Below are 22106 nucleotides of genomic sequence, written 5' to 3' on the forward strand. Positions count from 1 at the left end.
CTTTTAGCCAGTATGTCGATGCAGAGGGCGGTAAGCCGCCTGACTACTCCCTTTCTAGCCTGAATGGTAGCATGCTCAGCTCATCCAGGAAAGCTCTCCGTTCGCGCCCGTAGGCCTTTGGGATCCCTGCCTTGCCGATGTTGATGCTGCTTCCCACAAGAGGGCTATGCAGGAGAGACAGGCTATCATGGTTACGGTTCAGGAGGAAATCAGGAGAAGGCCACGTGGATGCAAAGCTAGTCTTGGTGGGGGTTGCTTTTGCCCTCTCTTTGGCAAGTTTTTACTTCGGCACCCGCAACGGCTTTTACGACACCGATAAATATCACGGCAACGGCTCTGCCCACTAGGGCCAAGGGGGGAGCGATTCTGAATAGTTCCTTCGAGGAGTTTGTATCTAGGTAGGCTGGGGATCCCTTGCCCAAGCGAACTTCTCTCCAAAACATGGGCGAGGCTGGCGAAGCTTGTGTGCGGCAGTACCTGGAGGAGCAAGGCTGGCAGATCCTGGCGCAACAGTGGCGCTGTCGTTGGGGAGAGCTGGATCTGGTGGCCTCTAGGGCAGGGGAGTTGATTTTTGTGGAAGTGAAAACCCGCAGTGGCCAGGGCTGGGATCAAAAGGGGCTTTTGGCGGTTGGGATCCAAAAGCAGCAGCGCCTAATCCGGGCCGCCCAAGCTTTCTTGAGCCAGCACCCTGATCTTGCTGAACTAGCTTGTCGCTTTGATGTCGCGCTGGTGGAACAGCGACCGGGCAAGGAAGGGGTGAGCTACGCTTTGGCAGACTATCTGCAGGGCGCTTTTGAGCTCTGGGAATAGCGCCGCTCGTCCAGCCAAGTTTGGAGAATCACTGCCGCCGACTGCTGGTCGATAAGCGCTTTCTGGGCCTTAGCCGGGATCCCGGCCTGGCGCAGATCCCACTCCGCCTGTACGGTGCTCAGGTACTCGTTGACCGTAACCACCGGCAAATCCACGGCCGCCTGCAGCGCCCGCACAAACCGCTGCACCTTGCGGGCCTGGGATCCCACCGATCCATCCGCCAAAAGCGGGATCCCGACCACCACCACGGTGGCTTGGCGGCGGCGGATCCACGCCTGCACTTGGGCGATATCTTCCGGCAGGGAACGGCGCCGGATCACCCCCAGCCCCGTGGCCAGCAGCCCCAGCCCGTCGGAGCCGGCCACGCCGATGCGGCGGTTGCCCACGTCCAGCCCCAGCGCCGAAAAGGGATCCCTTGTGGCAGAATAGTTCAGGTCTGTTGACATCTGTTTGTCCCTCTTGCCGACATTGTAACGGCCTGAAACTCCCTCTCTCTGGCCGTGTAGCTCGGCTGAACCTCTATCCTTTTTCGACAACTCTCTTTGGAGCCTTCTCGATGACCAGCGCCACCCTGTCTCTCCCCAAGCACGAAGTTAAAGACCTGGGCCTCGCCTCTCTGGGCAGGCAACGGATCCAGTGGGCGGCGCGGGAGATGCCGGTGCTGGCCCAGATCCGGGAGCGCTTTGCCCAAGAAAAGCCCCTGGCCGGCCTGCGCCTGGTGGCCTGCTGCCATGTCACCACCGAGACGGCCAATCTGGCCTTGGCGCTGCAGGCAGGGGGAGCGGAGAGCGTCCTCATCGCCAGCAACCCCCTCTCCACCCAAGACGATGTGGCCGCCAGCCTGGTGGCCGACTACGGCATCTCGGTCTTTGCCATCAAGGGGGAAGATGTGGAAACCTACCGCCGCCATGTGCAAATTGCCTTGGATCACCGTCCCAACTTGATCATCGACGACGGCGGCGATGTGACGGCGGAGCTGGTGCAGCATCGCCAGGAGCAGCTCCCGGAGATCATCGGCACCACGGAAGAGACCACCACCGGCCTGGTGCGCCTGCGGGCCATGTCTAAGGCGGGGGTGCTCAGCTTCCCGGTGATGACCGTCAACGATGCCGAGACCAAGCACCTGTTCGACAACCGCTACGGCACCGGCCAATCCACCCTGGACGGCATCCTGCGCTGTACCAACATTCTTCTGGCCGGAAAAACGGTGGTGGTGGCCGGCTACGGCTGGTGCGCCAAGGGGGTGGCGATGCGGGCCCGCGGCATGGGATCCCAGGTAATCGTGACCGAGGTCAACCCGGTGCGGGCCCTGGAGGCGGTGATGGACGGCTTTCGGGTTATGCCCATGGCCGAGGCCGCTTCCCTGGGGGATCTGTTCATCACCGTCACCGGCAACAAGCACGTCATCCGCGGCGAGCACTTCGACCGTATGAAAGATGGGGCGATGGTCTGTAACGCCGGCCACTTCGACATCGAGATCGACCTGGTGGCGCTGCAAGAGCGGACGGTTTCCCGGCAGACGGTGCGCCCCTTTGTGGAAGAATACCGTCTCCAGTCGGGCAAATCGGTGTTCGTCCTGGGAGAGGGCCGGCTGATCAACCTGGCTGCCGCCGAAGGCCATCCCGCCAGCGTCATGGACATGAGCTTTGCCAACCAGGCCCTGGCCTGCGAGTACCTGGTGAAAAACCGTGGCCGCCTGGCGCCAGGGCTGCACCCCATTCCGGCAGAGATCGACGAGGCCATCGCCCGCCTCAAGCTCAAAGCCATGGGGATCTCCATCGACAGCCTTACCCCGGAGCAGATCGAGTACGGCAACACCTGGACGGCAGGAACCTAGAGAGAGCCCCTCACCTCCGCGGTGGCAAACCTGGCCCACCTGCGCCGTCGTGCCAGCAGGCAAGCGGCTTGACACCTCCCCCCCAGCAGGCTAGCCGGTTGACCAGCACCCCGGATGGACAAATTGCCTGGCGGTAGAGTTCAAGCACCACTGCCGCGGTGCACCTGCGCCCAAGTGCGGGTAGGCAGGCCCCAGATGTAGATGAAGCCTTCGGCAGCCCGGTGGTCGAATTGATCCCCTTCCCCGTAGGTGGCCAGCTCCGCGTTGTAGAGGGAGTAAGGGGAGCGGCGGCCCACGCAGACCGCCTGGCCCTTGTGCAGGCGCATCCGCACCACGCCGGTAACGCTTTTTTGGGTGGTGCGGATGAAGGCGTCCAGGGCCTCCCGCAGCGGCGAGTACCAGAGGCCGTTGTAGACCAACTGGCTGTAGGTGGTCTCGATGCCGTACTTGTAGTGGAGGACCTCGCGAGTGAGGGTGAGGCTCTCCAGCTCGCGGTGGGCCTGGATCAACACCGTTAGGGCCGGGCACTCGTAGATCTCGCGCGACTTGATCCCCACCAGCCGATCCTCGATCATGTCGATGCGACCGACACCGTGGCTGCCGGCCAAGGCGTTGAGCCGCTCGAAGAGGGCTCTGGGGCCGAGGCGCTGCCCGTCCAGCTCCACCGGGATCCCCTCTTCAAAGGCGATCTCCACGTAGGCGGGCTCGTCGGGGGTTTGAGCAATAGAGCGGGTGAGGGCGTAGACTTCCTCCGGCGGCTCTTGGTCGGCGTCCTCCAGGATCCCGGCTTCGACGCTGCGGCCCAGGATGTTGAGGTCGATGCTGTAGGGGCTGGATTTTTGTACTGGCATAGGGATGCCGTAGCGCTCGCCGTAGGCGATGGTCTCCTCGCGGGTCATGCCCCACTCGCGCGCCGGGGCCAGCACCTTGAGCTTGGGGTTCAAGGCGGCGATGGCCAGGTCGAAGCGGACTTGGTCATTGCCCTTGCCGGTGCAGCCGTGGGCCACGGCGTCGGCGCCCACCTCTTCGGCCACCTCCACCAACAGCTGGGCGATCAGGGGCCGGGCCAGGGCAGTGGAGAGAGGGTAGCGCTGCTCGTAGAGGGCATTGGCCTGGATAGCGGGGAAGGCGTAGTCGGCAATCAGGGTCTGGACGGCCTCCCGCACCAGGGATTGCTCGGCCCCGGCCCTCAGGGCCTTGGCTTGAATGGCCTCCAGCTCCGCCCCCTGACCCAAGTCCACCGCCAGGGTGACCACCGATTCCACCCCCCACTCGTGCTTGAGATAGGGGATGCAGACGGAAGTATCGACGCCCCCCGAATAGGCCAATACCACTTTCTTTGCCCGTCCCATGCTGCTGCGGATCCCTGTTCAAAAGAAGTTGCTAGCCCATTATGCCCTGTGGCTTGGATCTTGAGGCGGGGGGTGGCAGCGGACGAAGGGGAGACATCACGGTATCGGGGCGCGCCAAGGGATCCCTCCTCGGCCAGGCTTACGGAGGGAGGAAGAACGCCTTGTGCGCAAGGACGGTTTCCACCCTCGACCCAAGCCCAGAGGGCAGGCAGCAAGGCCGAAAAGGCAACAGCAATCGAGCTACCGGAAAAAAGCTAAAAGGGATCCACGGTTACCGAAAAGCGCCACAAAGCCCCTCCTGATCAAGGCTCCAACTGCTTACCCTGAAATTGGGGATGGCTTCTTGCAAGACTGGTTGGAAGACTGCTACTGGAATTGGGATCCGCAGCGTTACCCAAGTCGCAAAGCCCATCATCTGGCCCGCTGCCAATGGCAAATCCATTTCTACCAGCATCTGATGCAGATAGGGCTCCCACTCCCGGAGTCCACACGCGCCCGTGCCGCGACAGAAGTTTTTTAAATTTGTGTTAATTTAGGGGCAGCCTCCTCTTCGTTGCGCAATCCCTATGAACAGCATTCAACTTCCCCAATGGCTGAAGCTGGCTTTGCCCTTCTTTCACCCTGTGCTGATGATTTTCGCCTTTGCCCTAGCTCTCTACGCTCTTTACCTGGGCCTGCAGGTGCGACGGCTGCGCACTGCTTCTGCACAAGAGCGCAAAGAACTCGTCAAGGGTAAGTTTGGCCAGCGGCACTTTCTTGCGGGATCCCTGTTCTTGCTGTTGATGGTGTTCGGGGCCCTGGGCGGCATGGGGGTGACCTACCTCAACAACGGCAAGCTGTTTGTTGGCCCCCACTTGCTGGCGGGATTGGGCATTGTGGCCTTGGTGGCTAGCTCTGCGGCTTTGGCGCCCCTGATGAAGGATGGCCAAAAGGCCTGGGCTCGCAATGTCCACCTCCTGCTGAATTTGGTGATTTTGGGGATCCTGGGCTGGCAGGCGGCGACTGGCTTTCAAATTGTGCAGCGCATCGTCAACCAGATGCTAACCTCTCCTCAGGTGGCCTAGCCCTTTTCCGGCCAAGGGCGATCGATCTGGAAGGCGTCCATGCCACAATGGACGCTATCTCTTCTTTCTCGTCCTCCCATGCCTGTTAGCTCTCTTCCCAGTTGGGTCAAGCGCTCTATCGGCAAGGCCAGCGATATCTCGGCAGTGCAGCAGGTGATCAAGCAGCGGGGCCTGCACACCATCTGCGAAGAGGGGCGCTGTCCCAATCGGGCCGAATGCTACAGCCAAAAGACTGCCACCTTCCTGCTGATGGGCGGGATCTGTACCCGCGCCTGTTCCTTTTGTCAGGTGGCTAGCGGGCGGCCCGCGCCGTTGGATCCGCAGGAGCCGGAAAAGGTGGCTGAGGCCGTTGAGCTGCTGGGGCTCCGCTATGTGGTGCTCACCTCGGTAGCTCGCGACGACCTGCCCGACCAGGGATCCGGCCGCTTCGTGGAGGTGATGGAAGCGATTCGGCGGCGCTGCCCTGGGATCCAGATCGAGGTGCTCACCCCCGATTTTCGCGGGGAGCGCGACTGCATTGCCCGTGTGGTGGCGGCCCGACCGACCTGCTACAACCACAACATCGAAACGGTGCGCCGGCTGTCGCAGGCGGTGCGGCGCAGCTCTGGCTACGACCTGTCGTTGCGGGTTTTGCGAACGGTGAAGGAGCTGGATCCCGGCCTGCCCACCAAGTCCGGCCTGATGCTGGGGCACGGCGAGACCCGCGCAGAAGTGCTGGAAACCTTTCGAGATCTGCTGGCGGTAGGCTGTGACCGGCTCACCCTGGGGCAGTATCTGCAGCCTTCCCTGGCCCATCGCCCGGTGCAGCGCTACTGGACGCCGGAGGAGTTTGTCGAGCTGGGCCAGATTGCCCTCCAGATGGGGTTTCGCCAGGTGCGCTCTGGGCCCCTGGTGCGCAGCTCCTACCACGCCGCCGAAATGGCTCAGGATGGCCGGGAAGAGGAACCCTAGGCCTTTTCAGCCAGCTCTTGGCTGCTGATGAGATCCCGCAAGAGGGCCCCTAGGCCGAACCCCTCTGGGGCAAACCGGAGCAACACCCGTGGCGCCAGGGATCCCAAGCGGTACAAACTCGCCCCCGCCACCAGACCCGGCAAGAGGCTGTTGCTCCAGCCTCCCCACAGCCAAGAGCTCACCCCCTCGGCCAAAAGCAGCAGCGCCCCATTGAGCAGCAGCAGTCGCCACAGCCCCTCCTGGGCGGATCCCAGCGCCTCCCGTAAGGATCCCCAGGGCAGGCGCAGCCGCATTCCCAGGCCCAACAGCCACAGCCCATCCAGTAGCGGCGCCAACAGCAGATCTAGCCCCAGTGGCGCCAAGCCCACCGCGATCCCCTTGCCGAGGGCGCAGGCCGTGCCCCATTGCTCGACAAAGCGGGCGTGGTGCTGCCACTGCTTTTGCCAGAGCTGGGCCTGGAGGTGCTCCAGCCGCTTCAGCACATTGAGGGCCAAGAGGGATCCCGCCTCTGCCTGCAAAATTTCCACAATGCGCCCTCGCAGGGCCTCGATCTGGGGTGCGGGCCGCTCCCATTCCAAGGTGATGCGGCCATCTGGCCAGTGGGTGCGCACCTTAGTGGGCTTGGGACGGGCGGCCACCGTCAAGATCTCCTGCGGCAACACCCAGCCCAAGTGGCGGCTGATCTGGGCGCGAATGGCCTGCAACTCGGCTTCCGAATAGAGATCGCACTTGTTCAACACCAGCAGGATGGGCTTGTGCAGGGTGCGCAGCTCCAACAGAGCCTGGTACTCCAACTGGGTCAGGTCTGCGGCGATGACAAACAGGATCAAGTCGGCGGCGCGGGCCACCTCCCAGGCCAACTGTTCGCGGGCTTCTCCGTTGATCTCGTTCAAGCCGGGCGTATCGATGAACCGTACCTGCCAAGGGATCCCCGGCCCCGGCTGCCACAGCAGCGATTGCGGCTGTTGCGTCACCCCGTTGAGGGGCCCTACCTCCAAGCGGGCCTCGCCGGTCAGGGCGTTCAAGACAGCCGACTTGCCGCGGTTGACCAGACCAAACACCGCAATGGAAAACACCCGAGTGACAAGACGCTTGCGCAGAGTGGATAAAGCTTTGAACTCCGGCTGCAGATCCTGACGGCTGGCCAGAGCTTGCCAGTGATCCCAGCAACGCTGAAAAACGGTTTCGGCTTGAGTTAGAGGAGTGGTCATCGACAACAAAAATGGCCTAACCCCCACTCTAAAAGGAATTGGTCCCCATAGCCACGCTGGTATTCCCCCCCCGCGTGGGGAAGTCCGCCGGGATCCGAAGCTCACAGAATGGGGCATGATCACCTTGGGGCATTGGCGCTCCTAAGTTAGGATCCCATCGACTGTTGCTATGCTGTACCGCCTCCCCAACTCTCTCCGCTGGCTCCGCCTTGGCGGATCCCATCGCTCCAAACAAGAGCGTCAAATTGTGCGCAGCCTGCTGGCCTTTGCAGGTGCCCTCCTGGTCGTGGATATCGTGCTCCTGAGCGCCCTTTACTAGTCCGATGGCATTTCCACGCTTGTCGGGAAAAAGCGCTATCATGGAGATCCATTGGTCAAGCTCCGTTGATGGCTCTGTAACTCCTACGAGGCAGGTCGGATGGATTGGGTAGAAAAAGTTCTCGAAAAGATCCGCGAATGGGTGGAACGTGTGATTGATACTCTTCTGGGAAGTCCTCAGCCCCAACCTGCTCCCATTCCCGTAGAAAATGGATCCCATCGTCGTCGTTAATCCGACTGCCATTGCTTCCGCTGGCGAGCTCCTAAGCCTTCTGGTTCTGCACGGCCCCAACCTCAACTTGCTGGGGGTGCGAGAAGTAGGCATCTACGGCTCGGTGTCCTTAGAACAGATCGATCGGGCGCTCCACCAGCAGGCAGAAGTTCTTGGGGCAAAGCTGGAGATCCTGCAGTCTAACCATGAGGGGGTGTTGGTCGATGCCATTCACCGGGCTCGCCAGCAGCACTCCGGCATCCTCATCAACCCTGGCGCCTACACCCACACCAGCATCGCTCTGCGGGATGCCATTGCTGCCGTAGGGCTGCCCACGGTGGAAGTTCACCTGAGCAATATCTATCGCCGCGAACCTTTCCGGCAACACTCCTACATTGCTGCTGTAGCCATCGGCCAAATCAGTGGATTTGGAGCCCACAGCTACCTATTGGGCCTACAGGCTCTAGTTCAGCACCTGCGGCTGCAGGCTGCCCAAGCCTAACCGAAGAAGTTTGGCCTTACCTCGACGCTGCCGAGACAGTCGCTGCTTGGCGATCCTCAACCGCGGGGACTCCCCCACCTGGAAGAGGTAGGCGCTGGTTTTCCCGGTGGAGAACATCCGTCCTCAGCGGCGTGGGAGAGGGGGGCGGGCGCAACTCAGGGAGCGGTTAACTGGCAAGACCAGTGGGCGGCTTAGAGGGACAGTTGGGAGCCTCAAGCCCGACAACTGCGAGCTCCTAGGTCTCTATCCATGGCTGCGCGGATCCGCCTGATGCGGGAGGACAGGCCTGCCCCGATCCAACTCAGACACCTGTCCGGCATTGGTCAACTGCAGGGGCTGCCCAGTTGCCAGAGCCAACACATTGCCCCGCAAAATGGCGGCAGGCTGCTCTCCGATGGCAAATCCCAGCACTTCCCCTTGACCATCCAAAAAGAGAAAGTGAGGGATCCCGTTCACCCGGTAGCGGCTCAACTCCGGCAGCCACTTGGGGTTGTCCACGTTCAGCATGACGAAGTTCACCTGATCGGCAAATTCTTTCTTCAGGCTGGCCAGGAGAGGTGCCATTGCTCGGCAGGTGGTGCACCAATCGGCGTAAAACTCCACCAGAGAAGGCTTGCCGTTGGCCTGCGCTTCCTCCCAGGACACTGCCTCTGCAGCCAAGTCAGCCAAGCTGGTGCCAGCCTGACGAGCTTGATTGGCTAAAAACAAGCCTGCCGCCAGGAGCACGGCCACCACGGCAACTAAACTGTTGCGCAACCGTTTTGCCCAGTCTTCCTTCATAGCTCCATCACTCCGCCATCTGGTGTTCCGCCTTCCCCGTTCTAACATCCCCCTCGCTCCGCAGTGGGCCAACTAGGTTCTGGATGGCTGTCTCCCGGGATCCCGGCTGGCGAGGAGGGCAGATGGACGTACTCCCCCTAGCTATAGCTTGCTCCGGCCCAGCAGTAAGCCTAGGAACTCTTAGTTACTGGTTCCGCAACCGCACTTGCTCCTTCGGGTTGCTCCGCCTCAGCAGCAGTGCCAGTTTCCCTGGTGGGCTCAGGGCGGTGGGACAACCGTTTTCTGGCTGTGGCAAAACTTGGGATCTAGCCAATAACTTCATAAACTGGAGCAAATGGCTCATCGCCATTGCTTTGCAGCGACCAGAGCCGCCCTTGTGATCCCAGTTCGCCTGACCTTACACAATTTTCTCTGCTACTCTCAGGCGGTTTTGGATCTGCGCGGGATCCACACCGCTTGCATTTGCGGCCCCAACGGGGCGGGCAAATCGGCTTTGCTCGACGCCCTTACCTGGGGCCTCTGGGGACAGAGCCGGGCCAGCAACGACAGCGATCTCATCCGCAAGGGGGCCAGCGAAACCTGGGTGGAGGTGGTCTACCGCTCGCGGGGGCAAACCTACCGCGTCCTGCGCAGTCGCCACCTCGCGGGGGAAGGATCCCTGGAGTGGCAAATTCAAACTGGAGAAAGCGACGGCCAAGCCCGTTGGCGCAGCCTCACCCGCCGCGGCCTGCGTGCCACCCAACAGGCCATCCAAAATCAGCTCGGCCTCGACTACGATACCTTTGTTCACTCGGCCTACCTGCGGCAGGGGCAGGCCGATGCCTTTACCCTGAAGCGTCCCGGCGAGCGCAAGCAGATCTTGGCCGACATGCTCAAGCTGGGGCAGTACGATCTGCTGGCGGAGCGTTGCCGCGAACAGGCCCGCAGCGCCAAGCTCAAAGCCGACCTGCTCCAAGAGCGCCTGCACAAGCTGGATCAACACCAGGTCTCTATCGAGCAGATGCAAGCCGAACTGGAGCAGCTTCAACAGCGGCAAATCCATCTGCAACAGCTCCTGGCCCAACAGCAGCAGGAATTACAGGCCCTAGAACGCGCCTATGAACATCGCCACACCCTGGAGGAGCGCCACCAGCAGCTTGCCCAGCACCTGAACAAGCTCAGCGTCAACCTGCACCACACCGAACAGCAGTGGCGAGCTCAACGACAGCACCTGCTCCAGTTGCAAGAGCTGATTGCCCAAAGCGAGGAGATCCTGGCGGGCTACGAACGCTATCAAACCCTGATGGCCCAGGATCGCCATCTTCACCACCTCTTCGAGCAACAGCAATACCTGCTCCAAGAACGCCAAAAGCTGCAGGCCCAACAGGCCGAGCAACAACAGCAGCAACTGCGCAGAATGCAGCGGCTGCAACAGGAATTGGCCGCCTGCCAGGCCCAAGCCCAGGCCGATGCCCAGGTGCTGGCCGAACGAGAGCGCATCGAAAACGCCCTCCACCACTACCGGCAAGCCCAGGAGCGCCTGCAAAGCTTAAACGAGGCCCAGGCCCAAGCCGCTGCCCTCCTGGAGCAACAACGGCACTGGGAGGAGGAGATCCGCCGCGAGGGAGAACGTCTGCAAGCCCGCCTCCAGTTCCTCCAGGAGCACCTGCAAAGCCAGGAAACCCTGGCCCAACAGCAGCAGCACCTGGCCCAGAAAATTGCCGCCAGCGCTGCAGCCCTGGCCGAGCTGGAGCGGCAGCGCCTCTACCAGCAGCAGGTGTTGGAAAAAATCCAGGAGCGCCGCCTCTTTGTGCAGAAGCTGCAGGAGCGGCAGCGGGTTCTCCAGCACCAGTGGCAACAGGAGGAGGAACGCTGCCGCCTGCTAGAGGCTCCTTGGGAAGAGTTTCCTGTTGGCGATAGCGGAGCGGAGTCCCTCCACGCCGAGCGCTTGGATCCTGCAGAGCTAGAAGATCTGGATCGCCCGGATCACTTGGGCCCTTCGGATCCAGACTCTGGCCGGTGCCGTCCCACCCATGCTTTGTCGGGGGCGAAGGCCATTGCCGAGGGAGCTGCAGAACCGGGATCCGAAGTAACCGCAGACCCCCTCTTCTCAGAGCAGCCTGCCGAGTCCATGCCAGCACCGCCCACCAAAGTGCCGACCGCCCCAATTTGGGTTTGCCCTCTCTGTGCCCGTCCGCTCAGCCCGTCCTTGAGGGCAGTGGTGCTGAAGAAACACCGCCAGCGGCAAGAGGAAATTGCTGGCGAGCTGTTTGTAATCCGCGAGCAATTGGCGGTGGCCGACCGGGAGATCGGGCTGCTGCAGGAAGAAGCCCAGCGTCTTGGCCAAGAGTTGGCCACCTGGGACGAGCGCCTGCACCTTCAGGGGCGCCTGCAACAGCAGTGGGAGGCTGAGCAGGAGCGGCAGCGGCAACTGGAGGCGCGGCGGGCAGAAGCCGCAGAACTGGAGCAGATCCTCAGCCAAGAAGCTTATGCCCAAGAGGCGCGGCAGCAGCTTGCCCAGATCCAACAGGCCCTGCAGCAGCTGGGCTATGACGAGCGGGAACATGCCTTGCAACGGGGAGAGGTGGAGCGCTGGCGCTGGGCCCTGGGCCGCTCCCACGAGCTGCGCAAAGCCCAGGAGCGCCGCGCCCGCCTAGGCGAGCAAATCGCCTCCCTGCAAGCGCAACTGGAGGCCCTGCAACAGGCGGGATCCCCTGACTCGCCGCTGGCAGAACGCCTGGCCCAGATCGAGCAGGCGCTGCACCAGGTCGGCTACGACGGATCCCTGCACCAGCAGGTAAAAGCAGAACTGGCCCAGGCGCAACTGTGGCCGGCCCGCCTGCAAGCCCTCCAGATGGCCCGCCAGGAGCTGCCGGAAGCCACAGCCCGCAGCCAGGCCCTGTCCCAACGCCTGCAGGAAAGCCGGCAACACTTTGCCCAGGCTGCCCAAGAGCTGGAAGCGCTGCAGCGACAACTGGCCGAGCACCCCGATGTTTCCCCGGCTCATCTAGAAGGGATCCGCCAAGCTCTGCAGGAGAACCGGCAAGAGCTGGATCTGGTGCTTTCTCAAATCGGGGCGGCCCGACAGCGGCTGCAGCAGGCTCTTGAACAGCAGGCGGAGCGGACGGAGCTGGAGCGACAACTGCAGCAGGCCCGCCGCCAGCAGCAGGTGTACCAGGAGCTGGCCAACGCCTACGGCCGCAACGGCATTCCCGCCCTGATCATCGAAAATGTCCTGCCAGAGCTAGAGGCCCAGGCCAACCAGATCCTGGGCCGCCTCACCCAACACCGCCTCCATCTGCGCTTTGTAACCCAGCGCTCGGGGCGGCGCTCGGAGAAGCTGATCGAGACCCTCGACATCCTCATCGCCGATCCCCGCGGCACCCGTCCCTACGAGACCTACTCTGGGGGAGAGGCTTTCCGCATCAACTTCGCCATCCGCCTGGCTCTTTCCCGCCTGCTTACCCAGCGCTCGGGATCCGACCTGCAAACGTTGATCATCGACGAGGGGTTTGGATCCCAGGACGCCACCGGGCGGGCCCAGTTGCTGGCGGCCATCAACGCCATTGCCTCCGACTTTGCCTGCATCCTGGTGATCACCCACATCCCCAGCCTGCAAGAGGCCTTTCCCCACCGCATCGACGTGCAGCCCTCCCCCCAGGGATCCCGCCTCTTCATTCGCGGCTAGTCATTTGGCTGGTCATTTGAGGATGAGGAGTTGTCGGCCCGGCTTTGCAACCACTGCTGCAGCAGGGGAACTATAGTCTCGCCAAGCTGGCTCCACTGGCTGGGCTTTTGGGCCGTGGTTAGCAGCTCCACCCGCTCCCCCCGGATCACCAAAAAGCCCACCGGCTCGATGCGCACCCCGCCCCCCGCTCCGCCAAACAGGCTGGCCGGATCCCGTCCGTTGCTGCGAAAGCCGCTGGCCGTTTTGCCAAAATGGCCCCCTCCTCCCCCAACGCCAAAGTAGAGCGACACGTAGGGGACAATCGTTGTGTCGCCAATGGTAATCGGCTGGCCAAAGGTCTGTCCCGTCTCCGCCAAAACCTTCAGCTTGCTCAGCACCGCCTCCAGGACGGCTGCCACCTCGAAATCGGAACTGGAATCGGATCCCATTGGTGACGTTTGCGCAAACGCTGCAGGCCAGCTCCAGAGGCCACTGGGTGAAGAGCCAGATTGACTGCAGTTGTCTCAGACAAGATTAAGATACCTTGCTGCCTACCCAAGCGCCCCGCGCCGCTGCCCTCACCCCTGGCCCCTCTCCCTGAGGGAGAGGGGAGTTGGGGATAGTTCTCGGCGCCAAATGTTTTACTGCAACTTCATCCAGGAAAGGCTGCTCACCCCCACACCTGACTCGGGCCGACACCGAGAAAGGGGGAGCTCCTGCGCCGCTCTTGAACTCCCTTTTTTAGTCCTCGTCGGGAGAGCCAGAGTAGAGATCCTCCAGGCGGCTGCGGGCCTCTTCCAAGCTGGCCGAGCGAATGACCAGCAAGGGCTCTTCCGTCAGGTTGCCTTCTTCATCCAACAGCTCTGGGTGGGGCACCTGCCGGCGGCCTCGACGTGGCGAGGCCTTGCGCTCTTCTTTGCTCAGAGTAACCACGTTGGCCACCAGGTTGCGCAGGGCTACAAAGGCAATGGCCACAAAAGCGATGAGGTAGAGGATCTGCAGCATCACGGGTCAGATGAGTCGGAGGAGGGGTGAATTTGGCGAAAGCGACGGCCCAGCTCGGCGCACTCCATCAGCAGGCGATGCCATTTTGCCATCAGGGCCGGGTCAACGCCAACTTCATTATCCGACAACTGATAGAGGGCTTCCGCTGCCTGGAGCTCCGCTTGGGCAGCCAAAACCCGCTCCAGGAGGGCCTGCTGCGCCTCTGGGCTGATGAATTCTAAAGTTTCTTCTTGCAAAAAGCGACGAGAGCGCTCAAACCAGTAGCGGTAATCTTCCAGCAGGGGCCCCAGAATCTCTCGCAACAGCTTGGCTTTGCTCATGGATCGGGATCCCTCCGCGTCTGGTTTGCTGAGAGCATCTTAGCCGAACTTAACCTTCCCCCGCCAGGGATCCCTGGGTAGCCTCCAGGCGGGCTTCCGTCTCCAGCATCAGGGCTTCTAGGTGGGGCACCAGCTCCGGCGCCTGCTCTTGCCAGTAGCCCCGCTGGTGGGCTTCCAGCAGCCGCTCGCTCATGTCCCGCAGCGCCCAAGGGTTGTGGTTGCGCAAAAACTGCTGCACCCGGGGATCCAGCAAGTAGGCGCGGGCCAGGCCAGCGTACATAAAGTCCGGCACAGCGTGGGTGGTGACGTCGTAGGCGAAGAGGTAGTCCAGGGTGGCGGCCATCTCGAAGGCGCCTTTGTAGCCGTGGCGCATCACGCCGGCAATCCACTTGGGGTTGACGACGCGGGCGCGGTAGACGCGGTCGATTTCTTCGGCCAGGGTGCGGATCTTGGGGTTGTGGGGACGGGCGTGATCCCCGAAGTAGATCTGGGGGTTGCGGCCCTGGAGCGCCCGCACCGCTGCCACCATGCCTCCCTGAAACTGGTAGTAGTCGTCCGAGTCAAGGAGATCGTGCTCGCGGTTGTCTTGGTTGTGCAGGACAATTTGCAGGCGGGCCAGTTGCCGCCGCAGGGCTGCGGGGGCCGGCTCTCCTTCGCCCTCGGCCCGGTAGGCGTAGCTGCTCCAGTTGAGGTAGGCGCGGGCCAGATCCGCTTCCGTTTCCCAGTTTTGCGCCTCGATCAGCCCCTGCAGGCCGGCTCCGTAGGCCCCCGGCTTGGAGCCAAAGATGCGCAGCCGCGCTTGCTTTGCCGCTTCTGAAGGCGGGATCCCTTGCTCCTGCCAGTACTGGGTATCGGCCAGCACCTGGGCCCGCAGGGGGTTGTCGCTTTCCGGCTCCTCCAGGGCGGCCACGGCCTGCACGGCGCGGTCGAAGAGGGCAATCAGGTTGGGAAAAGCATCGCGAAAGAACCCAGAAATGCGCAGGGTTACATCCACGCGGGGCCGGCCCAAAACCGCCACGGGCAAAATCTCAATATCCACCACCCGTCCCCCCTCCCAGCGGGGCCTGACTCCCAAGAGCGCCAGCGCCTCGGCCCAGTCGTCGCCGCCGGTGCGCAGGGTAGAGGTGCCCCAAACGGATAGGCCCAGGTGGCGGGGATATTCCCCCTGCTCTTGCACGTAGCGCTCCACCAGCCGCTCGGCAGCCAGCGAGCCAACCTGCCAGGCGGTGGGGGTAGGGATGGCGCGGATATCCACCGAGTAGAAGTTGCGCCCGGTGGGCAACACCTCCACCCGGCCCCGGGTGGGGGCACCGGAAGGGCCGCTGGGCACATAGCCGCCGTTGAGCCCGTGCAGGAGATGCCTCAGCTCCTGGGGGGTTTGCTGCAGCCGAGGGAGCAAGTCGGTCTCGATCCAGTGCAGCACTTGTCTGGCCGCCGGCCCCGGCGGCGGATCGTAAGGGATCCCCTGCAGATACTGGGCAATCCAGCGGCGGGCCTGGGCCTCCAGGGCGGCTACTGCGTCTCCAAAGCGGCGAAAGCTCTCGCCCATAGGGCTTGCTTGCCTGGCTAATTTCTCAGATAAACGGCTGCCCCCAGTCCGACCAGCATTTCTTCGGGAGTAATTTTGCCATCTTGGTTAGTGTCGAGGGCATCGAAGACGCGATCTGCTCCCATCCACTCCTCGCGGGTGATGAAGCCATCCCCATCCAGGTCGTAGATGCGGAAGACATCCTGGGCGGCGTGGGTAATCGTTTCCTTGGCGCCCTCCAGCTTCTGCAGCCGCTCGGTGAGCAGTTTTTCCAGCACCTCCAGCGCCTTGGAGAAGCCCTGGATCCCTTCTTCTAGTTTTTCCGAGGCCATGCGGTTTTCCCGGTGCATCTGGTCGAAGGTGGCCCGATCCATCACCAGGCGGGGAATATCCATTTTCTTAGCTTTTTCCGGATCCAGCTTGCGCTCCAGCTGGCCCTCGGTGTTTTGCAGCTCCGCCAACAAAGCCGGCGAGATGGTTAGGAGATCGCAGCCGGCCAGCTCGATGATCTCGCCAATGTTGCGGAAGCTGGCCCCCATCACTTCCGTTGGGTAATCGTATTTGCGCAGATAGTTGTAGATCTGGGTTACCGACTGCACGCCTGGATCTTCGGCGGGCGGGTAGCTCTCCCGGCCTGTGTGTTTTTTGTACCAATCCAGGATGCGGCCCACAAAGGGCGAGATGAGGGTTACCCCCGCTTCGGCGCAGGCAATGGCCTGGTGCAGGCCAAACATCAAAGTCAGGTTGCAGTGGATCCCTTCTTTTTCCAGGATCTCGGCGGCGCGGATCCCTTCCCAAGTAGCCGCAATCTTAATGAGCACCCGCTTGGGATCCGCCCCTGCCGCCTTGTAGAGCTCGATGAGATGGCGGGCCTTGGCCACGGTGGCTGCTGTGTCGTAGGAGAGCCGGGCGTCCACCTCCGTCGAAACCCGACCGGGGATGATGGACAAAATGCGCACGCCAAAGGCCACCGCCAGTTGGTCGATGGCGTGGGCCACCACGGCTTTGGTGTCGGCTTTGGATCCCAGGTCTTGGCGGGCCTTGAGCAAGGTCTCATCGACAATGCCCTGGTACTGGGGCATTTGGGCGGCTGCTGTAATCAAAGAGGGATTGGTGGTGGCATCCTGCGGCTTAAAGGTCTCGATGGCGTTGATATCCCCCGTGTCGGCCACCACCACCGTCATCTCTCGCAACTGCTCCAGCAAGCTCCTGCTCATACTCCCCTCCTTAGATATCGCGCTTCTGCGACCTAGCCCCAGTGTCGCCCACCTAGGCAAGGGATCCCGGTAGATGTGAGATTGTCTTAATTGTCTAGCCGGCTACTCCCACAGATGTGGGGACAACGTACAGCAGGAGAACTACCAGGGGGCTCATAGATTGGTTCACCCCCACGGGTGTGGGGACAACTCTTGCCGACGCACCATCGCCCCTTGACGCAGTTCGGTTCACCCCCACGGGTGTGGGGACAACGATCCACTTTTCTTTGGTGAGATTAAAGGACTGAGTTTCCATGAGCTCCTCCCTAACGTTAGCTGTTCATCTTCTCGATGGTGATCCCTAGGTTAGGATCCAACCGCAGTCGCCATTTGCCAACTTGAGCCCAGCCTTCGGCGTTCAAGACAACGTAGCGACAGTTACGCAGCAAAGCAGATGTCCAAGTTTTGGGGTTTTCCCGCCTCAGCAGCTCCTTTACAAGCTCCTGGCGGGAAGCAATGCGAACACTGTGGGCCAGTAGCCTACGAATCATCGGCAGGCTGGGCTCAGTTTCTAGATCCACTGGATCGTGAGAGCCGGGAAAGACTAAACCGGTCTTCCCTTGTTGCAAGAAAATTGTCGCCACCGAAGGCTGCCCAAGTCTGGTAACGGCAGCGATAGTGCTTTCGTCATCCTCTTTTTTTAGGTAGGTAAACTGTTCGGGCCTCACATCAGCATTTGGCGGTGGGATCTTTACTTCATTAGCTCGAGATCTTTTAGCATCCTCTTCTTCAACTTTGTACTTTTCCAAAGACTCTCGCCAATCTTGAGCATGAACGGTTTCCAATGCTTCGGGGATAGGCATCTCCAAGTCATATACCGATTCGATTAGGTCGTCGATTTCTTCAGGCAGTTGCACGTTGCAACGCTCTCTTAGAGCCAGCCAACTGCGTAGGAGAATGTGCCGATCGTAGATAGAGCTGCTCTCCCGAAAATTAGCCTTGCCCTCCTCGGCTAGCTCTGGTTCCACTATCCACAAGTAGGGAGCAGATAGCTCAGGTGGTCGCTTGTCCCGCGGATGGCGGTGGAGCCGCCCAGAGCGCTGTAGGAGAAGATCAATGGGAGCGGGATCGCTGATCATTAAGTCAAAATCCACATCCAAGCTTTGCTCAATGACCTGGGTTGCCACCAAAACAAAATGAGAGGGACGGAGATGTCCATTTTTGCCGAATCTCTCCAGGCATTGCTTCTCAATCTGCTCTCGATCTTTGAATAAAAAGCGCCCGTGAAACAGGCCCAATTCTTCCGGCGGAAAATACTTCTGGAGATGCTGAAACACCCACTGGGCGCGATCTACCGTTGAGCAGATAACAGTAACGCACCCGCCCCCTTTGGAAAGCACTTGCGAGAGTTCTGCGGGCCACTGGTCATCCCTGACCCAGCGGATCCCCAATTGACGGCGCACATGCTCGGAAGGAGCAAAAGACTGAGCTAGGGCCGCTCCAGAAGCTAGGGCTGTGATGCGAGGGTAAGGGGCATTAGGTGAGTCGGGCGGGGGCTGTCCACAGCCTCTGGCATAGGCAGCCAGCAATCGTTGGCGGGTACCGGCGGGCAAGGTGGCCGAGAGGGCGATCACGGGGGATCCCAAAACGGCTGCCCACTCCAAAAATCGCTCCAGGAGAGTGCTGGTGTAGAGGTCGTAGGCGTGGATCTCGTCCAGGATGATGATGCGGCCTGCCAGACCAAACAGGCGGACAAACTGGTGGCGGGCCCGTACTGCTCCCATCAGAGCCTGATCAAGGGTGCCCACCCCGTAAGGGCTGAGCAGCGTCCGCTTGCGGGCAGTGTGCCACTCGCTGGCAAAAACGCCTTTGCCCTCCTGGTCATAAACCTGATCCAGGCGACAGACGGTGTCCAGGTAATCTTCTTTGAGAGCTGCTGCCCCATGGCTGAGGGTTAGGTTTACGATGGCATCGGGATAGCGCTTTTGCAAAAATGACTTGACGCGCTCGAACATGGCGTTGCTGGTTGCCTGGGTAGGCAGGCCGATGTAAAAGCCACCGGCTCCGGCTTGATGCTGCAGGTGGTCGGCCAGGTAGAGCGCAGCTTCGGTTTTGCCCTCTCCCATGGCGGCCTCGACAATGACCAAGCAGGGTGGAGCCAGCCTGTCCTTCAGGTTAATGGCTGCCAATTGCAGCGGTCGCGGCTCGCTGATGAAGTCAAAGAGAGCCTGAAAAGTAAGAGGGCTGTCTGTGGGGGGCGCAATCCAACCCTGGGCTTTCAGGGCTTGTTGGGCCTTTTCGGCTATTCCTTGAGCGTAGGTCTCGAAGGGCTCGTCGTTGGCGTAGGGAAAACTCTCCGTATTCGAGGCAATCCAGTCGGCAACGGTTGCCAGGCCGGCCAAGATCATGGCGGCGGAATTGCTGCAGCGGGCAGGGATCCCCTCCCTCTTCAGCCCAACAAAATCTTGTAGTTGCTGGAAGATCTCTCGACGAAATGGGATCCACTCCCCTCGACCGACATCGTCGGGGGAGAGACTTTGAATATCCTGAAGTCCCGGGAAAAAGCCATGATGACCGCCGACAATAGCTGACAATTTTTGGGCCAGTTTCTTGGGCAGCCCCAGCTCTTCCAGAAAGCCGGGCAAGGTTGCGGCGGTAACCGTTCCATGAGGGGCTGCTTGGCCAGTGTTGGGATAGCTGCGCCACAGGTCGTAGAGACGGGATCCCACCAGCGCTTTTCCCACCTCGCTCACTTGAAATTGAAAGGCAGGACTGACTTTGCCTAGGTCGTGACACCCTGCCATGAACCCGCAAAAGCGAGCTAAGGGATCCCCTTCCAGCCCCAATCCTACTGAGAGCTGCTGACGAGCAAGGGGGCTAAGGTAGGTTTGCACGATCTCCATGGCCACAGCTGCCGTATCGGCTAGGTGGCAGAGGACGGGATGGTACAGAGGTCGGCCATCTTCTCGCAACTGTCCCTGTCCGGTCTTGGCCCAAAATCGGGACTTGCTCATCGCTAGGGCTCCTCGTCAACGTACTGCCGGCTCATCTCGCAGATCTCTTGCCGCATCATGTCCACCAAATCCGGAGGCTCCAGCACTCTGGCTCCTCTGCCGTAGCCCAGCACCCAGCGCTTTACATCATTCATCCCCCGCACGGTTATGCGCAGAATCAGGGATCCGTCTGGGTTTTCTTCAATGACCTGGGTCGGATGCCAGCGCCGCTCCCGAATGAAGGGTGCCGTTTGGGCGTCAAACCAAATTCTTACCTGGCGAGGGATCCCGCCCGCCTCATGCTGAAAAATCATCGCCAGATGGGCTTTGGGATCGAAAGTCGGGTCGATCTCAAAAGTTTCCGGCAGGGTTTTGAGAGCCAGGATCCGATCTACCCGGAACCAGCGCACTTGTTGTCTTTTGTGGCACCAGCCAATCACGTAGGGATTGGTGCCGCGGTAGATGTGCAAGAGATAGGGATCCAACTCCCGTTCCGACACTTGATCGCCTCGGCTGGCGGTGCGATAGCGCATCCACACTCGTCTTTTCTCCCGACAGGCATCCTCCAACCGCTGCCAAATCTCCCAATCCAGATGGGTTTCTGCCCCTGCCCGAAAGATGAGCCGCTCATCGGCTAGCTGCTGGAGATCCAGCCACTCCTGCTCTGGAAGCCGTTGCGCCAACCGCCCAATTGCCGAGCGCAACTGCGGGGCATAGGCCGATCCGGCGTAGGCTTCCAGCATTCTCGCTCCCAAAGTCAGGGCAAACAGCTCCCCCTTAGTGAGGGGTATCGTCGGCAAGCGCCATTCCCGATCAGTGTAGTGATACCCTTTTTCACGGCTGACTTTGATGGGGGCTTGAAAGCGATCCTTCAAGAAACTAATATCCGCTCGAACCGTTCGTTCACCTATTTTCGGGCTGGAGGCCCGCACCATAGCCGCAGGCTTGGTGCCGGGAGGAAAGCCCGCCTGCTAGTCAAAGCCTGGATGAGCTACAATAAGCCCATGAGCCAGACTATCTCTGTACGTTGCAAGCTGATAGTCCCACAAGAGTTGCGTCAAGAAATTGACCGCACTTTGCAGGGCTTTGCGAATGCTTGCAACCAGATTCTCGACACCGCCAAACAAAAGAACTGCTGGAACACCGCCAAGCTGCACCACTTGGTTTATAGGCCAGTGAGAGCGGCAACGGGGTTGAAAGCCAACCACGTCTGTCAGGCGCTCCGCCGTGTGATTAGCAACGCCAAAGCGGTGAAACAAGTCCACAAGTTTCGCCCCACCAGCCTGACTTTGGATGTGCGTACTTTTAAGTACCGAGAGTCCGACCAAGCCGTGGGCGTGACCCTGATGAGCGGACGGGTTTGGCTCAAGCTCAAGATTGGCGGTTATCAAATCGCTTTGCTGCGGGGGCAAACGCCCACCAGTGCTACTCTGTCCAAGACCAAGCAAGGGGACTACTACATCAACATTGCGGTTGAGTTGGACACTCCCCCGACCGGTAAAACTCCAAAGGTAATCGGAGTTGACTTGGGCAGGCGGGATATCGCCACCGCTAGCAACGGACGCTCTTGGAGTGGAGAACACATCCAGGCCGTCCGTGACCGGTTCAGCCGTGTACGCGCCAAGGTTCAATCCAAACGCACTCGCAGCTCTAGGAGGCTGTTGAGAAGGCTCTCTGGGAGAGAACGGCGCTACCAGACATGGCTGAACCATAACATCAGCAAAACCTTGGTCAGGGATGCCCAGGCTATTGGTGCGGCACTGGCTTTTGAAGACTTGACAGGCATCAGAGATTGCTTGAATCAGAAGTCTCGGAGTAAGGCTGAGCGGCGCAGGACTAACAACTGGGCGTTCTACCAGCTCAGGATGTTTGTGACCTACAAGGCTGCCATTGCTGGAGTGCCTGTGGTGCTGGTGCCGCCTGCCTACACGTCGCAGACCTGCCACAAATGCCTGCACATCCACCCTGAGCAGGGTAAGTCCTACCGCAGCGGCAAGTTGTTCAAGTGTGGACACTGCGGGTGGGAAGGGGATGCTGACTATAACGCTGCTCAAGTAATCTCTCTCCTTGGGGCGACTGTAAACTCGCCTGAAATTCCGAAACTTAGCTGTCCTCTGGGGCCGCTAGGGATTGGGATAAAGCCCGCACCCTGCGCATAGCGCGGGTGTCGGGTAGTTTACTTACCTCCAAAGCCTCAGCCAGCGAAGCGGCTGTCTTTCGCTGTCCGGAGCGCAGCAGCATATCTAGCTTCAGGATCCGCTCTATCTGACGTAGCATTGCTTACCTTGGCCAGGATGAGCGCATTCTAAACAACTCACCTGGCAAAAATACAGCCTGTTAAGGGCTCAAGGGGTACAATAGCAGCACTTAGCAAACCAACTT

General features: G+C 60.8%; 19 protein-coding genes and 1 pseudogene. 9 read left to right on the top strand and 11 right to left on the bottom strand.

Annotated elements, in window-relative coordinates:
- The first annotated feature begins 224 nt into the window (after positions 1-224).
- Both GG26_RS11960 and GG26_RS11965 read left to right on the top strand, forming a co-directional pair.
- Entirely contained in the window at positions 225-347 is a 123-nt protein-coding gene (locus GG26_RS11960; protein ID WP_041438124.1) for a hypothetical protein, read from the top strand.
- A 94-nt stretch (positions 348-441) separates the two neighbouring features.
- Positions 442-810, top strand: coding sequence for a YraN family protein (locus tag GG26_RS11965; RefSeq protein WP_049749715.1), 369 nt, complete (start codon positions 442-444; stop codon positions 808-810).
- Here GG26_RS11965 and ruvX read toward each other — a convergent pair.
- On the bottom strand, positions 777-1256 hold the full coding sequence (gene ruvX, locus GG26_RS11970) for a Holliday junction resolvase RuvX (RefSeq protein WP_011429602.1): 480 nt from the start codon (positions 1254-1256) through the stop codon (positions 777-779). The two genes, GG26_RS11965 and ruvX, sit on opposite strands and share 34 nt — an antisense overlap.
- 110 nt (positions 1257-1366) lie before the next feature.
- On the opposite strand from ruvX, the gene ahcY reads away from it, so the two are divergent.
- Positions 1367-2647 (top strand): adenosylhomocysteinase, encoded by a 1281-nt coding sequence (ahcY, locus tag GG26_RS11975; protein ID WP_011429603.1) that lies wholly within the window; start codon positions 1367-1369, stop codon positions 2645-2647.
- A gap of 140 nt (positions 2648-2787) precedes the next feature.
- On the opposite strand, the gene GG26_RS11980 is transcribed toward ahcY, so the two are convergent.
- The gene (locus GG26_RS11980; RefSeq protein WP_011429604.1) at positions 2788-3999 is read right to left on the bottom strand and encodes an argininosuccinate synthase; all 1212 of its coding nucleotides are present in this window, start codon (positions 3997-3999) and stop codon (positions 2788-2790) included.
- 566 nt (positions 4000-4565) lie between these two features.
- On the opposite strand from GG26_RS11980, the gene GG26_RS11985 reads away from it, so the two are divergent.
- Both GG26_RS11985 and lipA read left to right on the top strand, forming a co-directional pair.
- On the top strand, positions 4566-5063 hold the full coding sequence (locus GG26_RS11985; protein WP_011429606.1) for a DUF4079 domain-containing protein: 498 nt from the start codon (positions 4566-4568) through the stop codon (positions 5061-5063).
- Between the two features lie 78 nt (positions 5064-5141).
- On the top strand, positions 5142-6014 hold the full coding sequence (gene lipA, locus GG26_RS11990; RefSeq protein ID WP_011429607.1) for a lipoyl synthase: 873 nt from the start codon (positions 5142-5144) through the stop codon (positions 6012-6014).
- On the opposite strand, the gene GG26_RS11995 is transcribed toward lipA, so the two are convergent.
- On the bottom strand, positions 6011-7225 hold the full coding sequence (locus GG26_RS11995; protein WP_011429608.1) for an Era-like GTP-binding protein: 1215 nt from the start codon (positions 7223-7225) through the stop codon (positions 6011-6013). The two genes, lipA and GG26_RS11995, sit on opposite strands and share 4 nt — an antisense overlap.
- Positions 7226-7394: 169 nt before the next feature.
- Between GG26_RS11995 and GG26_RS12000 the strand changes: the two genes are divergently transcribed.
- Positions 7395-7544 carry a hypothetical protein gene (locus tag GG26_RS12000; RefSeq protein ID WP_011429610.1) on the top strand — a complete coding sequence of 50 codons (150 nt, stop codon included), beginning with the start codon at positions 7395-7397 and terminating at the stop codon, positions 7542-7544.
- A 208-nt stretch (positions 7545-7752) separates the two neighbouring features.
- Complete coding sequence (gene aroQ / locus GG26_RS12005) at positions 7753-8256, top strand: type II 3-dehydroquinate dehydratase (protein ID WP_011429612.1); 504 nt, start codon at positions 7753-7755, stop codon at positions 8254-8256.
- A 243-nt stretch (positions 8257-8499) separates the two neighbouring features.
- On the opposite strand, the gene GG26_RS12010 is transcribed toward aroQ, so the two are convergent.
- Positions 8500-9036, bottom strand: a complete 537-nt coding sequence (locus GG26_RS12010) for a thioredoxin domain-containing protein (RefSeq protein WP_011429613.1) — start codon at positions 9034-9036, stop codon at positions 8500-8502.
- Between the two features lie 334 nt (positions 9037-9370).
- Between GG26_RS12010 and GG26_RS12015 the strand changes: the two genes are divergently transcribed.
- Positions 9371-12703 (top strand): AAA family ATPase, encoded by a 3333-nt coding sequence (locus GG26_RS12015; RefSeq protein ID WP_240530493.1) that lies wholly within the window; start codon positions 9371-9373, stop codon positions 12701-12703.
- Here GG26_RS12015 and GG26_RS12020 read toward each other — a convergent pair.
- The 7 genes and pseudogenes from GG26_RS12020 to GG26_RS12050 all read right to left on the bottom strand — a co-directional run bounded on the left by GG26_RS12020 (position 12700) and on the right by GG26_RS12050 (position 20599).
- Complete coding sequence (locus tag GG26_RS12020) at positions 12700-13131, bottom strand: GerW family sporulation protein (protein ID WP_011429615.1); 432 nt, start codon at positions 13129-13131, stop codon at positions 12700-12702. The genes GG26_RS12015 and GG26_RS12020 overlap by 4 nt on opposite strands.
- Positions 13132-13423: 292 nt before the next feature.
- Positions 13424-13687: a DUF2973 domain-containing protein gene (locus GG26_RS12025; protein WP_041438126.1), complete on the bottom strand. Its 264-nt coding sequence runs from the start codon at positions 13685-13687 to the stop codon at positions 13424-13426.
- A complete protein-coding gene (locus tag GG26_RS12030) occupies positions 13687-14007 on the bottom strand; it encodes a DUF2605 domain-containing protein (protein WP_011429617.1) in 321 nt (106 codons plus the stop codon). Before GG26_RS12030 ends, GG26_RS12025 begins: the two co-directional genes overlap by 1 nt.
- Before the next feature lie 49 nt (positions 14008-14056).
- Positions 14057-15547 (bottom strand): annotated as a pseudogene (locus GG26_RS12035) (cobaltochelatase subunit CobN); the annotation flags it as partial.
- Positions 15548-15573: 26 nt separating this feature from the next.
- Complete coding sequence (locus GG26_RS12040) at positions 15574-16752, bottom strand: transaldolase (protein WP_414390834.1); 1179 nt, start codon at positions 16750-16752, stop codon at positions 15574-15576.
- A gap of 311 nt (positions 16753-17063) precedes the next feature.
- On the bottom strand, positions 17064-19745 hold the full coding sequence (gene cas3 / locus GG26_RS12045; protein ID WP_414390836.1) for a CRISPR-associated helicase Cas3': 2682 nt from the start codon (positions 19743-19745) through the stop codon (positions 17064-17066).
- Between the two features lie 2 nt (positions 19746-19747).
- Entirely contained in the window at positions 19748-20599 is an 852-nt protein-coding gene (locus GG26_RS12050) for a helix-turn-helix transcriptional regulator (RefSeq protein WP_414390839.1), read from the bottom strand.
- A 129-nt stretch (positions 20600-20728) separates the two neighbouring features.
- On the opposite strand from GG26_RS12050, the gene GG26_RS12055 reads away from it, so the two are divergent.
- The gene (locus tag GG26_RS12055; RefSeq protein ID WP_414390842.1) at positions 20729-21883 is read left to right on the top strand and encodes an RNA-guided endonuclease InsQ/TnpB family protein; all 1155 of its coding nucleotides are present in this window, start codon (positions 20729-20731) and stop codon (positions 21881-21883) included.
- Positions 21884-22106 lie beyond the last annotated feature (223 nt).

Origin of the sequence: Synechococcus sp. 'PEA 65AY6A-5F PE A', assembly GCF_047462575.1 — a bacterium.
Taxonomy (GTDB): domain Bacteria; phylum Cyanobacteriota; class Cyanobacteriia; order Thermostichales; family Thermostichaceae; genus Thermostichus.